This is a genomic window from Gilliamella sp. Lep-s35, assembly GCF_009795845.1.
Classification (GTDB): domain Bacteria; phylum Pseudomonadota; class Gammaproteobacteria; order Enterobacterales; family Orbaceae; genus Gilliamella.
In genome coordinates, this window is record NZ_WTEX01000001.1 from 135,338 (window position 1) to 148,897 (window position 13,560).

General features: G+C 36.2%; 14 protein-coding genes, 1 tRNA gene and 1 pseudogene. 10 read left to right on the top strand and 6 right to left on the bottom strand.

What is annotated here, in order from left to right:
• The first annotated feature begins 113 nt into the window (after window positions 1–113).
• The 5 genes from GQ590_RS00680 (at window position 114) to GQ590_RS00700 (ending at window position 3,927) form a co-directional block, all read left to right on the top strand.
• The gene (locus GQ590_RS00680) at window positions 114–2,657 is read left to right on the top strand and encodes a PBP1A family penicillin-binding protein (RefSeq protein ID WP_202112819.1); all 2,544 of its coding nucleotides are present in this window, start codon (window positions 114–116) and stop codon (window positions 2,655–2,657) included.
• A gap of 13 nt (window positions 2,658–2,670) precedes the next feature.
• A complete protein-coding gene (gene rsmD / locus GQ590_RS00685; protein WP_160405903.1) occupies window positions 2,671–3,234 on the top strand; it encodes a 16S rRNA (guanine(966)-N(2))-methyltransferase RsmD in 564 nt (187 codons plus the stop codon).
• Window positions 3,234–3,491, top strand: coding sequence for a DUF1145 domain-containing protein (locus tag GQ590_RS00690; protein ID WP_160405904.1), 258 nt, complete (start codon window positions 3,234–3,236; stop codon window positions 3,489–3,491). Before rsmD ends, GQ590_RS00690 begins: the two co-directional genes overlap by 1 nt.
• 78 nt (window positions 3,492–3,569) lie before the next feature.
• Window positions 3,570–3,645: transfer RNA gene (locus GQ590_RS00695), tRNA-Gly, on the top strand.
• A gap of 63 nt (window positions 3,646–3,708) precedes the next feature.
• Window positions 3,709–3,927 (top strand): hypothetical protein, encoded by a 219-nt coding sequence (locus GQ590_RS00700; protein WP_160405905.1) that lies wholly within the window; start codon window positions 3,709–3,711, stop codon window positions 3,925–3,927.
• A 44-nt stretch (window positions 3,928–3,971) separates the two neighbouring features.
• On the opposite strand, the gene GQ590_RS00705 is transcribed toward GQ590_RS00700, so the two are convergent.
• The 5 genes and pseudogenes from GQ590_RS00705 to GQ590_RS00720 all read right to left on the bottom strand — a co-directional run bounded on the left by GQ590_RS00705 (window position 3,972) and on the right by GQ590_RS00720 (window position 7,009).
• The gene (locus tag GQ590_RS00705; RefSeq protein WP_160405906.1) at window positions 3,972–4,265 is read right to left on the bottom strand and encodes a type II toxin-antitoxin system RelE/ParE family toxin; all 294 of its coding nucleotides are present in this window, start codon (window positions 4,263–4,265) and stop codon (window positions 3,972–3,974) included.
• 2 nt (window positions 4,266–4,267) lie between these two features.
• A complete protein-coding gene (locus GQ590_RS00710) occupies window positions 4,268–4,525 on the bottom strand; it encodes a type II toxin-antitoxin system prevent-host-death family antitoxin (RefSeq protein ID WP_160405907.1) in 258 nt (85 codons plus the stop codon).
• A gap of 135 nt (window positions 4,526–4,660) precedes the next feature.
• A pseudogene (locus GQ590_RS12810) lies at window positions 4,661–4,907 on the bottom strand (antitoxin).
• A gap of 100 nt (window positions 4,908–5,007) precedes the next feature.
• The gene (locus GQ590_RS00715; RefSeq protein ID WP_160405908.1) at window positions 5,008–6,153 is read right to left on the bottom strand and encodes an iron-containing alcohol dehydrogenase; all 1,146 of its coding nucleotides are present in this window, start codon (window positions 6,151–6,153) and stop codon (window positions 5,008–5,010) included.
• Between the two features lie 37 nt (window positions 6,154–6,190).
• Entirely contained in the window at window positions 6,191–7,009 is an 819-nt protein-coding gene (locus tag GQ590_RS00720; RefSeq protein ID WP_160405909.1) for an SDR family oxidoreductase, read from the bottom strand.
• Window positions 7,010–7,151: 142 nt separating this feature from the next.
• On the opposite strand from GQ590_RS00720, the gene GQ590_RS00725 reads away from it, so the two are divergent.
• Window positions 7,152–8,036, top strand: coding sequence for a LysR family transcriptional regulator (locus tag GQ590_RS00725; protein ID WP_160405910.1), 885 nt, complete (start codon window positions 7,152–7,154; stop codon window positions 8,034–8,036).
• Window positions 8,037–8,163: 127 nt separating this feature from the next.
• Here the strand turns inward: GQ590_RS00725 and GQ590_RS00730 are convergent, their stop codons facing one another.
• Window positions 8,164–9,480 (bottom strand): sulfatase-like hydrolase/transferase, encoded by a 1,317-nt coding sequence (locus GQ590_RS00730; RefSeq protein WP_160405911.1) that lies wholly within the window; start codon window positions 9,478–9,480, stop codon window positions 8,164–8,166.
• A 567-nt stretch (window positions 9,481–10,047) separates the two neighbouring features.
• Here GQ590_RS00730 and GQ590_RS00735 point away from each other — a divergent pair.
• From GQ590_RS00735 to GQ590_RS00750, 4 genes are all read left to right on the top strand, one after another.
• Window positions 10,048–10,290, top strand: a complete 243-nt coding sequence (locus GQ590_RS00735) for a Flp family type IVb pilin (protein WP_160405912.1) — start codon at window positions 10,048–10,050, stop codon at window positions 10,288–10,290.
• Window positions 10,291–10,436: 146 nt separating this feature from the next.
• Window positions 10,437–11,747 (top strand): CpaF family protein, encoded by a 1,311-nt coding sequence (locus GQ590_RS00740; RefSeq protein ID WP_160405913.1) that lies wholly within the window; start codon window positions 10,437–10,439, stop codon window positions 11,745–11,747.
• Window positions 11,744–12,670 (top strand): type II secretion system F family protein, encoded by a 927-nt coding sequence (locus tag GQ590_RS00745; RefSeq protein ID WP_160405914.1) that lies wholly within the window; start codon window positions 11,744–11,746, stop codon window positions 12,668–12,670. Before GQ590_RS00740 ends, GQ590_RS00745 begins: the two co-directional genes overlap by 4 nt.
• A gap of 3 nt (window positions 12,671–12,673) precedes the next feature.
• Window positions 12,674–13,549: a type II secretion system F family protein gene (locus tag GQ590_RS00750; RefSeq protein WP_160405915.1), complete on the top strand. Its 876-nt coding sequence runs from the start codon at window positions 12,674–12,676 to the stop codon at window positions 13,547–13,549.
• Window positions 13,550–13,560 lie beyond the last annotated feature (11 nt).

Consider the following 13,560-nt stretch of genomic DNA (forward strand, 5'->3'; position numbering starts at 1 on the left):
CTGTATTGTATTAATGTGATATTCCTTTATTTAAAGACAATTTCACTAAATTTGGCGCAGAAAGGCTTCTGATGCATCGTTTTTGCTTTAAAAAATGTAGATAGGAAAGATTTGTGATATTAATTAGAGTGTTAAAAATTATTCTAAAACTATTCATTGGCCTATTTCTTTGTGGCTTAATTATTGGCATTTCAGGTTATAGTTATTATTCTAAAGACCTTCCTGATGTTGCAACATTAAAAGATATACGCTTACAAACACCCATGCAGGTGCTAAGTAAAGATGGTGAATTAATTGCCATTTTTGGTGAACGACGCAGAACACCGTTAAAATATGACGAGATTCCGCCAATAGTTGTTAATGCTGTTATCGCAACAGAAGACTCACGCTTTTACGAACATTTTGGTATCGACCCAATTGGTATTGCGCGAGCGATGTATATTGGTTTAAAGCAAAAAGGATTTTCTCAAGGGGGGAGTACTATCACTCAACAAGTTGCCAAAAACTTCTTTCTAACGCCTGAAAAAAGCATTGCACGGAAAGCAAAAGAAGTAATTCTAGCGATTCGTATGGAAAAAGAGCTATCAAAAAAGGAGATCATGGCACTATATCTTAACATGATCAACTTTGGCTCAAGAGCATACGGCGTTGCTGCGGCATCTTACACTTTTTTTGGTAAAACACCCGATCAATTAACAATTGACGAAGCGGCCTTATTAGCGGGCTTACCTAATGCACCATCAGCATATAATCCCATTTCTCATCCTGAACGCGCATTAACTAGACGTAATTGGGTATTAGGACGTATGTTAGATCAATCCTATATCACCCAAGCACAATATAACGAGGCCATTAACAAACCGCTTGGCACAAGTTATCACACACCACAAATCGAATTTTCAGCTCCTTATGTTGCCGAAATGGCGCGCCAATTTATGTATGATAAATTTGGCGAAAATGCCTACACAGACGGTTATAGAGTCTATACAACTATTTCAAAAACTGATCAAATAGCAGCAACAGAAACAGTACAAAAACATATTATTGATTATGATATCAGACATGGTTATCGTGGTGCTGAAAAAGTCCTATGGCAACCAAACGAAACCGCATGGGAAACAGATAAAATCCAACAAACACTTAACAAATACATATGCTATAGCGGCATGTGTCCAGCGGTAGTTATAACATCATCAGATGAAGAAGCAACAGCGGTACTATCTGATAAAAGTACTATAACCATTACATACCAAAATATGAAATGGGCGCGCCCATTTATTAGCGACACAAGACAAGGCGCTTTCCCTAAAAAAGTGTCTGATACGCTCAAAGCAGGGCAACTTATTTGGGTTAAAAAATCGGCTGAAAACTGGGAGCTAGCACAAATCCCTGCAGTTAATGCTGCGCTGGTATCGCTTGATTCAGACAATGGTGCAATTAAGGCAATTGTAGGTGGCTATGATTTTAACTTAAGCAAATTTAATCGAGCCACACAAGCACTAAGGCAATTAGGTTCTAACATTAAACCATTTATTTATGCGTCAACTTTAGAGCAAGGGCTAACAATGGCGACACTTCTTAATGATGCGCCTATTGTCCGCTCAGCCGGCAGTGCCACATGGCGACCTAAAAACTCACCACCAACTTATGCAGGACCATTACGGCTAAGAATTGGCTTAGGAATGTCTAAAAACGTCATGATGGTAAGGGCGTTACGTGCCGTTGGTATAGATTATGCGGCAAATTATTTAGAGCGTTTTGGCTTTCCTAAAGAAAACATCTCGCATAATGAATCATTAGCATTAGGTTCGGCCTCGTTTACTCCGTTACAAGTAGCAAGAGCGTATTCGGTTATTACCAATGGTGGTTACTTAATTACACCATATTTAATTGAAAAAATAGAATACAGCAATGGCACAGGCATGATTTATCAACATCAACCAATGATTGCTTGCCAAACTTGTAATGACGATGTCGTCACTGAGGATGTCAAACCCGTGGTATCGTTAGATAATGTCGAAAATGAAGTCAACGCAACAGACAGCGAAGAGCCAGAACAAGCCAACCTTAAATCTGACGACGATTTAGTATTGCCTAATATCAACCCAAATGACAATAATGCAGATGACACACCAAAATATGCACCACATACACTAAATAGTGGCATTGCCTTTATTATGAAAGATGGGCTTCGATCGATTGTATTTGGTGGTTCAGATTGGCAAGGTACGGCATGGCGCGGAAAAGCACTTGGCAGGAAAGACGTTGGCGGTAAAACAGGAACAACCAACTCATCTAAAGACGTTTGGTTTTCGGGCTTTGGTGGCAATATAGTGACCACCGTTTGGATGGGTTTTGATGACCACCGTCGTAACTTAGGACGAACATTCCGAGCCGAAGCGGGCGCTGTAACAGCAAATCCTATATGGGTTGATTATATGAAAGTAGCCCTAAAAGATGTTCCTGTAAAACAAGATGTAAAACCTGACAATGTGATTTCGGTCACTATCGATCAAAAAACAGGCCTATTACCTAGCTCTGGCTCTAAAACCATGTCAGAATATTTTATCAAAGGCACTGAACCAACGGGTTATGCGACAAAAGAAGTGGGTACGAAAGTAACCGATTCTGAAGGCAACACATCAGAACTATTCTGATAAAGGGCTTAACATGAATGGCTCAATAAGAATTATTGGCGGAAAGTGGCGTGGGCGAAAATTAACAGTGCTTGACAAGCAAGGACTACGCCCAACCACCGATCGCATTAAAGAAACCCTATATAACTGGTTAATGCCGGTTATCCATGGCAGCCATTGCTTGGATTGTTTTGCAGGTAGTGGATCACTTGGCTTTGAAGCCGCATCAAGAGGTGCCAAAAGCGTCACCTTGCTTGAAAAAGACAAACAAGTTGCCCAGCTACTTAACAAAAACAAACAACTAATTGCGTGCGATGTTATCGAAATTTATCAAACTGACACCCTTGAGTGGCTCAAAAAAACAGCCCCAAAACAGTTTGATATTGTATTTATCGATCCGCCGTTTCACCAATCATTGGTTGCCAAAACAGTCAGCCAACTTGAGCAAAATAATTGGCTCAAACCATCGGCTTATATCTATATTGAAACAGAAATAGGGCACGACCTAACAACCTATATCCCAACTCATTGGCACTTACATCGCGAAAAAACCGCCGGTCAAGTTCACAGCTACCTTTTTATACGGAAAGACAATTAATGTTCATCTTTATTGGCAAAACTTTATACTCATTGATGTGGCTATTTTTATTATTTAACCTAATTCACCCTTACCCAAAACCAGCAAATGTGGTTGCTATTGTAGGGTTAATCGCTTTTGCGGTTACTCATGGCTTACAAGCATGGATGTTAAACTCAACCATGACCAAACAAGAAAAACAACAAGACAAATTCAAAGTATTGCGCCTGTTTTTATTTGGTTTTTTTGAATCACTTAGTTGGAAAGATAAAAAATAAAAAATAATGGTAAAAAGTGGTTGCTAGACACAAAAATTTTTGTATAATGCTCCCACTTCTTTCCAAGTACCTCAATAAGCGGGAATAGCTCAGTTGGTAGAGCACGACCTTGCCAAGGTCGGGGTCGCGAGTTCGAACCTCGTTTCCCGCTCCAATTCATAATGCATAACGTTGTTAAACTTTTCGAATTTAGCGGAGCAAAACTTCCATTTTATGCATGGAAACTATTTTAAAAACCAGAAGGCTTTATTTCAAAGCAGGCGTTGCTCAGTGTCAAATTACTAAAAAGCGACAGATGGAAATGTTGATTGATGCATATAACTACGCTTTCAACTATCATGACAACAAAATTAGTTTTCGTTCCGGTGAGGGATTGTTGGATTATCCATATGACAGTGAAGGTTACAAATATTTAAACTTAGCCTTAATTACCTAATTACTTAGGAAGTATTAAATTATTAAATAAGAATTACTTTTTAATTATTTTTTTAATACTGGATCATTACTAGGTAAACAGGACTTATGTAACACGGTCAAAACGATCATTTTCTTTGAATCTTGGATAAAGTAAATAATATGACTTTGACTGGGAAAATAGTAAATTCCCTTATCATATTGCACGGCAATACTTGGCGACTGAGCAAGCAAAAAGATTGTTTTATGCAAGCCTATAAGATAATCTTTCGCTTTCTCTTTACCCCAGTTTTTTATAGAATACTGATAAATATTTTTTATTTGTTTGGCTGCATGTCGAGTAATTTTTATTGATAGCACGATTAGCCCTTTAATAGATTATTAAAGAAGGCATCGGCATCTACTATGCTAGCTTCTTCAACGTCTTTTAATCCAAGCTTGATTTGCGCATCAACATGATTTTTTTTCATCGTTTCAAATAGCTGATATTCTTCCATCGACATCATCACTAACACGGGCTTACCGTTTTTAGTGACTGTTACCGGTGCAGCTTGTGCACTAAGAATTGCCTCGCCAAATCGGTTTTTGACCTCATAAGCGGTTAGAACTTTAGTTGACATTTTATTTTCCTTTCTAGCTAAAATAGCTAATTTGTCTAAATTTTACCTGTTCTAAAAAATGCGTCAATAATTACTTTATAACTGTTTGATTATTTTTTATAAAACATGCAACTACATTATTATCAAGCATATATTTCACTCGTCGATTCCCTCTAGTGGATCGCTTTCTTCAATGCCTTGCTCTCTAGTTTCAGGGCTTAAGAAGTTATCTGGAACATCGCCAGAAGCATTAGCTGTGGCTATGAGTTTTAATAGCTCACTCCAATTATCATTTTTTGGGATAAAATGACACTCCTGTAATTGGGTCTTTTTTTATAAAAACCTCTTTTGTATCAAATCTGAACTTAGCTAGTAAGCGAACTGCTTGGCTACGGCCTGTCATAAATATTTTAGCCGTTTAAGTCATATTTGTTTTTTGTGATATATATTATGATATGTATCAGCATTATATGCTCTACATCAATCAAGTCCACCTCAACGAATTACTTCGCTAAATCAAAAATCCCCGCAATGATTTGCCGACTATAAACATCACTCATTTGCCAATCAATCGCATTTTGCGCTGCGTTATCAATCACTCGTTTTAACTCATGCTCATTTATATTGAGTTGCCCAAGCGTGGTTGGCGTGCCGATTTTGTTGAACCAAGCTCTTAATGCTTCAATACCTTGTTCAGCCGTTGATAAACCAAAAATTTGTTCAGCAAAACGTTGGAACTGTTTTGGGTTACGACTGTGATACCATGTCATCCAAGCGGGCATAACTACCGATAATCCCGCACCATGAGGAACATCACAAATGGCGCTCATAGCGTGTTCAATCATATGATTTGGATAGCTAAATCCAGCGGTACCTACATACGTTAAACCATTTAAGGCTAACGTTGCCGCCCAAGCAAATTCACCACGTGCATCTAAATCATTGGGATTTTGCAGTAGCCGTTCAGTTGTTCGCATGACGGTTTTTATATTGGCTTCGATTTGCAAATTAATCAATTCGGGTTGAACAGTTGCGGTGAAGTATCCCTCAATAGAATGCGCAATAATATCAGCGGCAGAATAGACCAGATAATCACGGCTAATGGTGGTTTGTAATTTAGGATTAATCACCGACACTTTTGGAAACAAACTAAAACCATGAATTGGGTATTTTTGTTTTGTATCTTCGTTAGTGATAACGCCGCCATTGTTCATTTCGCTACCGGTTGCAGCTAAGGTCATGACATCAAAAATATTAAGCGCTTTGGTTACTTGGGTGCCAGTAAAAAAATCCCAAACATCGCCATCGTACAAACTACCAGCTGCAATCGCTTTAGCGCTATCTAAACACGATCCACCACCAATACTAAGAACACTATCAGCACCAAATTGTTTAGCTATTGCAATCCCTTCACGCACTTTGCTTAAAACGGGGTTACTTTTTATTTTACCACATTGGGTAAATTCAATGCCGTTTTCGCATAGGCTAGTTGTAATATCATCAAATAAACCAGACTGTTTAATGCGGTCACTGCCAAAGATGATAACGACTTTTTTGGCGCCAAATTCTTTCATATAGCGCCCTATGTTTTTTTCTTTATCAATACCAAACTCTATACGCGTTGGATTTTGAAAACTAAATTCATGCATAATTTATTCCTTTAGATAATATAATGTTCATTCAAAATTAATTGTTGTTATCCCACCAATATTTTGCTGTGGCGCCACCATCGATTAATATGTCACTGCCAGTTATGTAGGCGCCTTTGTCTGACATAATAAATTCGGCAAGGTTAGCGACTTCGTCAGGTGTACCGCCTCGGCCAGCGGGAAGCTGTTTTAGCATATTGCGATAAAAGTCCTTGCGTTCACCATTAAGTTCGTCATTTGCTAATGGTGTGTGGATAATGCCTGCGCTAATGCAGTTTATCCTAGCACCCCGATGCCCCCATTTGACAGCTTCAGCTTGTACTTTTATAGCATTGCCACGCTTGGCTAGTTGATAAGCTTTTAAGGTATCGTTAACGTTTTTTATAAACGGTAAATCAAGCAAGGCTTCTGTCGGCGTAAGGGCTAGGGCTTGGGTTTGTTCTTGTGTTAGTGGTGCTAAGCGGTGTGAAGATTGCGAACCAATGACTAACGCTGAACTGCCTTTTGCCATGACAGGACTAAAAGCGTCTAATAATAGCGCATTACCGTATAAGTCAACGTTAAATATTTGGGCTACAGAAGCTTGCGATGGCGATACCCCTGCTGTATTAACTAAGCCCATTATTTTGCCTAGCTTTGTGGCTGTTTCGACTAATTTGTTGACCGATTGAGGGTTTGATACATCGCAAGCTGCGGTATGCACATTAAACCCTGCATTGCGTAGTTGTTGTGCTTGATGTTCGGCATGTTCTGGGTTTTTGTCGGCTAATAGGAGTTGTTTGCCTATTGCTATGCGCCTGACGATTGCAATGCCTATCGCACCTGATCCGCATAATACAATCACGTCTTTTGTCATGCTCTCCCCTTAATTTTGTAGGTTGTTTGTGGGTTATTTATTTTGGATGTGATTAGTTGCCATTTTAACGAGCGCTTTTATTGAGATAAATAAGGGCTTGTTTTATAGTGTAGTGAATTAAATTCACTAATAGAGCTTGATTATGTATAACCTAAATGAACTAAATTATTTTATTACCGTGGCGCAGACTTCTAGCTTTGTTAAAGCTGGGCAATTGTTGGGGGTGACTTCATCAGCACTAAGCCATAGCATGAGGAATCTAGAAACTCGGTTAAATCTGCGCTTATTGAATCGCACCACGCGCAATGTCTCACTGACCGAAGCAGGTGAACAGTTATATCGGCAAATTTCGCCGTTATTTGATTCTATTCATCAAGAAGTTGATGCGTTAAGTCATTTTGTTAATACACCATCAGGAACCATTCGAATTAATGCTCCAAGCATTGCTGTTGAACAGATCATCTATCCTAAATTACGCGACTTTTTGCCCCGTTATCCGCAAATTAAGATTGAAATTCAAGCCGACAATAGCTGGGCGGATATTGTTAAGCAAGGCTTTGATATGGGGTGCCGTTTAGGGAGTGATATAGCCAAAGAGATGATTGCCGTTAAAATATCTCCACCACTAAAAATGGCTTTAGTTGCTAGCTCCAATTATTTGCAGGCAAAGGACGTACCTGTATCTATTAATGATTTGGATAAACACAGCTTAATTGGTATGCGAATATCTTCGGATCATGGTACGGAATTGCCGTGGGAATTTTTACAAGCAGGAAAAATGGTTAAATACCATCCGCATTCGCAGTTTATGATTAATAATCATTTACGCAAGCAAGCCGCATTAGATGGTTTAGGCATTACTTGGCTTGCTCGTTCTAGTGTTGAGCAAGAATTGGCATCGGGCGAGTTGGTTGAGTTGTTGGCTGAATTTGCCATTACTTATGATTCATTTTACCTTTACTATCCAAGTCGCAAAGGGCATTCAAATGTTTTTAAATTGATTATCGATTTGTTAAAGTGTGAATAATAAATTTAACTAATTATAAATAAACTAAAGAAGTAATAGTAAAAATGAGGCATTTAGCCTCATTTGGTTTTGTATAAAATCGATAGTATATTTCTAACTTATTACTCAACCTATAGCAAGTAACAGCTTAATGTTTGTTAAGAATTTCTGAAAAAGGCCTAACAGTACTATTAGGCATAACAACTCGATCATTACCTTTTTCTTTATTAAGAGTAGCCTGATCAATTTCATAACCCAAAAGATTAGATAAAATATATTTATTCATAAGCCCACTTAAATAACCACTTTCCCCACGAAACGATTCAATATACTCACAGTTATAACGTGGGTTGGTTGATATAAACATAAAAGGGATTAGAAACTGATCAACATTGTCCCCTATACCATGCCCAACATTGACAATTTCACCATGATCTGAAGTATAAATTATAGTATAGTTATCACTATATTTATTGATAACATCATATAATGCTTTAACTGTACGATCGGTATGGTGAACAGTTAGATCATATTCCTCAGCATCAGGTAAAGCCTGTTTATCAATGTCATCATAACCGTCTTCATAAGGTTGATGGCTACCACGCAAATGCACCAAAATAAATTTTTGGGGCGAGTTATCTTTTTTCAGGGTTTTTTCTAATAGCTGACTTAAATTAATATCAATAGCTGTATCAGAAAAAGAAATAACATCACTTTTACGAGCAATAAAACCAAATTTAGTATTTAATGTATCTTGAATTTGTTGTGCAGCCGATGCTAACCAATAGGTTTTGTAATGGTTGAATTTGGCCATTTCAATAATCGATTTATTATTAAATAAATTATCATCACTTTCAGGTACATTAAATGAGAGTGTCATAGGTATTGAATCTCGAGTAAAAGCTGCAGCTGAGTGGCTATTTGGCATAATACACCCGCCATTTTGGCTAAAAATATTGGTCATAAAAGGCGTAGTTTGCTTATGATAACCATAGCTACTATAGCGATTTACGAAAGAAGATTCCCCCATAATAAATACAATCAAGTCGTTATCCGGCTTATTAGGCGGTAAAAGAACAGCGTCATTAAACTTTTCAATTTCATGACTATTTGAATAGATATCTGTTGTAGTATAACTAAGTAAAATATAGGATAAATTAGCAAGTACAGCAGAATAACATTTACGTATTGGACTAACAGCAGGTTTATAGATCCCACGCTTAAGATCAGATTTTATTGCTGAATAGTTTGCTAAATAATAGATAATAAAGAAAAATAGAAACCCATAAATGGTTATGGGAACAAAAAGTCTAAATTTAATACAGACAAATTTTTTAAGAATAAATAAAATAAGCAAAGTCGCAATAAATGCAGGGCCAATGATCATTAACGCTTGCTTAGCCATTGAGAGTAGTTCGTAAGAATTAGTCTCAACAATAGAATCAAGTAGGCTGTCTGATATCATGTCCCCATAAAAAATAAAATAGCTAACTTCTGATAAAAAAAGGAATAACAATAAAACGCCAAAAATAACAACAAGCTTATAACCGCTACAAAGGCAATTATGTACAATCATAATAAAAAATAAAGTTGTTATTATCATTATATAAAAATAGAGATTATCTAAAATAGATTCGCTAAAATTAATATAAAAATGATATTTATAAAAGCGGTAAGACCAAATCGCACTAATAAAAGTATAGACTAATAGCAGTAACATTGATGGAAAGATCTTTTTTTATCCTACATAAATTCATAAAATATGCCCCAATCCTATATTCAAGTATTTTTGTCAAAAATAATTGTTATAGTTAATTTTTGTTACTATTTATAATAAATCAATGTAAATATTGTTTAATTGTAGGAATTTCTACAAACTAATGAAAATAAAAACGGTATGCATTTTACATGTTTTTTTATATTGTGAAATAATTATTGAATATTTTTTATTATGTTATACAATTCATTTACTTTCAGTAAAGAGAGTAAAATTATTTTATAAAAAATGTAAGAAATATTTAAGGAGAAAATTATGATGTATTTATCTGCGATCCGCGCCCAGGCAAGAGCTTTTTTAGGCAAATTCATTAAAAACGAACAAGGTGTTACTGCGATCGAATATGCAGTTGTTGCAGCTGGTATTGCGGTGGTTGTTTTGGCTGTTTTCAAAGCAGGTGGCCCTGTTGACCAAATGTTAAAAAATACGTTTGATCAATTAAAAACGAAGATGCAGACTGTTATTACTGGTGCTGGTAATAGTTCTAGTGGCTCTTAATCGACTGCATTTTCGCTATGCATAGCTAATATGCTTTTATTTAAAATTATTATCTAATAACATTTGTTATTTTGGGGTAATAAAATAAAGCTATTGGCAAAATAAAAGCCAATAGCTTTATTTATACAGGGTGCTGATGAATAAACATGGATAATGAAAAACTTCCACAGTTTTCTAGTGAATGGGGTAAGGTTCGTGATTTGGTGTTTCAAGTCATTGATCTAGATTTAATTGAGCAACTAAAAAACGAACCTAATAAAATCCTGCGCGAAATTCAAACTATAATCAGAGATATTGTCAATTCAGGCAATGCTTATATTACTGCCGATGAGTCAAATATATTGGCCGGTATGATTTGTGATGAAATTATTGGTTATGGTCCAATTGATTCATTAATGAAAGATGAATCGGTCAATGATATTTTAGTCAATGGTCCTTTCAGCATTTATGTTGAACGTGGTGGTGTGCTTAGCAAAACCGATAAGTTTTTTATTAGCGAGCGCCAACTGCTTGATATTGCAAGGCGGTTAGTGAATAAAGTTGGTAAAAATATTGATGAAGCGCACCCATTAGTCGATTCACGAATGCCCGATGGCAGCCGCCTTAATGTTGTTATTCCACCGATTGCGATTGATGGCACCTCAATGTCGATTCGTAAATTTGGTACCGGTCGCCGAACATTTCACGATTTAATTAAATATGGCTCACTAAATGAAGATATGGCTAATTTTTTAGTCATTGCAGCGCGTTGTCGAATGAATATTATTGTTTCAGGTGGTACTGGTTCTGGTAAAACCACAATGCTAAATGCATTATCAGGCTTTATTGGCGAACATGAACGTACTATTACCCTTGAAGATGCGGCCGAATTAAGGCTACAGCAAGACCACGTGCTTAGGATGGAAACCAAATCAGGCGGTGAAGATGGGCGTGGACGGGTAACAATGCAAAATCTGTTAGTTAATGCACTACGGATGCGGCCAGACCGAATTATTTTAGGGGAGTGTCGTGGTGAAGAGGCTTTTGAAATGCTTCAAGCTATGAATACAGGGCATAACGGCTCAATGTCAACCCTGCATGCTAACACAGCTAAAGATGCTTTATCGCGTTTAGAAAGTATGATCATTATGGCTCAGTCCGAATTACCTATTGTGGCAATTCGGCACTATATTGCCTCTTCGGTTAATTTTATTATTCAAGTTTCTCGTTTGCCGGATGGTCAACGTAAAGTAATGAGTATTACCGAAGTTATCGGTTTAGAGTCTGAAAATATTGTTACGCATGATGTATTTAAATTTAAAATTCATGACGAAAGAAACGAACAGGGTAAGATTCAAGGTGAATTTGTCTGTAATGGCTTAATAAAGCGATCAGCCCTTTATGAAAGTGCCCAATATTATGATATGTCAGATGTATTAGAAAAACTAATGTTCAGCGCAGCAGGGATTAACATATGATTTTTATTTTGTCAATTGCGCTTATTCTTACTGCTATTATAAATATGTGGACGTTGCGTCGTCGTAGAGAGCGATTACAAGTTTTTTATAATGTTGAAGTTAAAAACACTTCTTTGTCTAGTTTGGTTGAAAGCCAACTATCTCAAAGGCAGCAATCATTATGGCAGCGAATTAGCTTTGATTTTAACGTAATGATGCGATCTTATTATAACTTACTTATCATGGGGCAATCTAAAAGTCGGTTGTTTGTTTATATTTTTGTCGGTACGGTTGCGGGGATAATATTAAATGGACAGTATCTTCATTATGATAGTTATACTGTAGCTTTAGTTAGTGGTATTGGCACGGTTGTTATTATGCTTTTTCTTAAAAAAAGAAAGTTGAAAAAAGAATTTTACAATACATTTCCTGAAGCATTAAATACCATTACTGGTATTGTATCATCGGGTAGTGCCATAACAACAAGCTTTAAAGCGTGCGGCGACTCTATTGAAGGCGTTGTTGGTAAAACATTAAAGGAAGTAGATAAGCGAATAGAAATTGGTGATAATATTGAAGGGGTTTTAATGAACTCTTATCAACGACTGCCTTTCCCTGAATATTACTTTTTTATTTTAACGGTCATGGTTAACCTTGATAGTGGTGGCGAATTAAAAGAGGTGCTTAATCGGTTAACAAAAATGTTAACAAACAATCAGGTTTTAGTTAAAACCAGAGATGGTAAAACCGCCGAATTAAGAATGACGATGACAATATTAGGCTGTATGCCTTTGGGGTTTATCTTCTTACTTAAATTGATTTCACAGACGCATTATGATTATTTAATGGATACATCAGTGGGTCGCGGTATTTTGTACTATGTTATAGGCAGTGTGGTTATTGGTGTTATCATTATAAAGGGAATGATTAATAAAATCGTTTAAATTATGACTAGTTTATTAAATATATTAATTCCAATTATTTTAATTTATATTGGCTGCAAAGAGTTAATTGGTTCTTATTTATTAAGTAAAAGAAAACAAAAAATCAGCTTGCTATTAAATAATGAGAATCAAGAAAAAAAAGCACCTAAAAAACATGTTAATCAAAAGAATGTTGCTTTTGAAAAAATTGCCGCAAAAAATAGTGTAAGCCTTAGTTTTTTGCGCCAATTTCAAGAACAAAATAGTTGGAAGATATATGCTGTTATTATCGTGTTTTCACTTTTTTATCTTGTCAATCAGATATTTTCGTTTATTGAACTTGATTCTAGCATCTTAACGATTGCTATATTTATAATTATAGTTATGGTTATTTTTATACCTGATAGGTTGTTAAAAAGACAAACAGAAAGAAGAATTAGAAGAATTTCACAAGATTTACCATTGGTTATTGATATGATGGCTATTATGGTTAAATCGGGCATGACCGTTGAAAATGGTTTTAGGTATTTAAGTACAAGGGTAAAACCAATCAATAAAGATGTGGCAGCTATTTTAGAAAGGGCTTGCTTAATGATGGATGTTAATGGTATTGAGCTCTCGATTGATTTAATTCAGCGAGAGGTACCAAGTAAAGAAGTTAGAATGTTTTGTGTTACCTTAAAAAGGAGTATTAGCTATGGTAATTCAATTTATGATGCTTTATTAGATTTATCAGCTGAAATGCGAGAAATGCAAAAATTATCTATAGATGAAAAAATTGCTGCGATTGCAGCCAAAATGACACTGCCAATGATGATATTGTTTTTAGCACCTTGTCTTGTTATTGTTGCTGGACCTGTCGTCATGAATATTATAACAGTATTAAGTGATAGGATGTAGAAATAATGAAT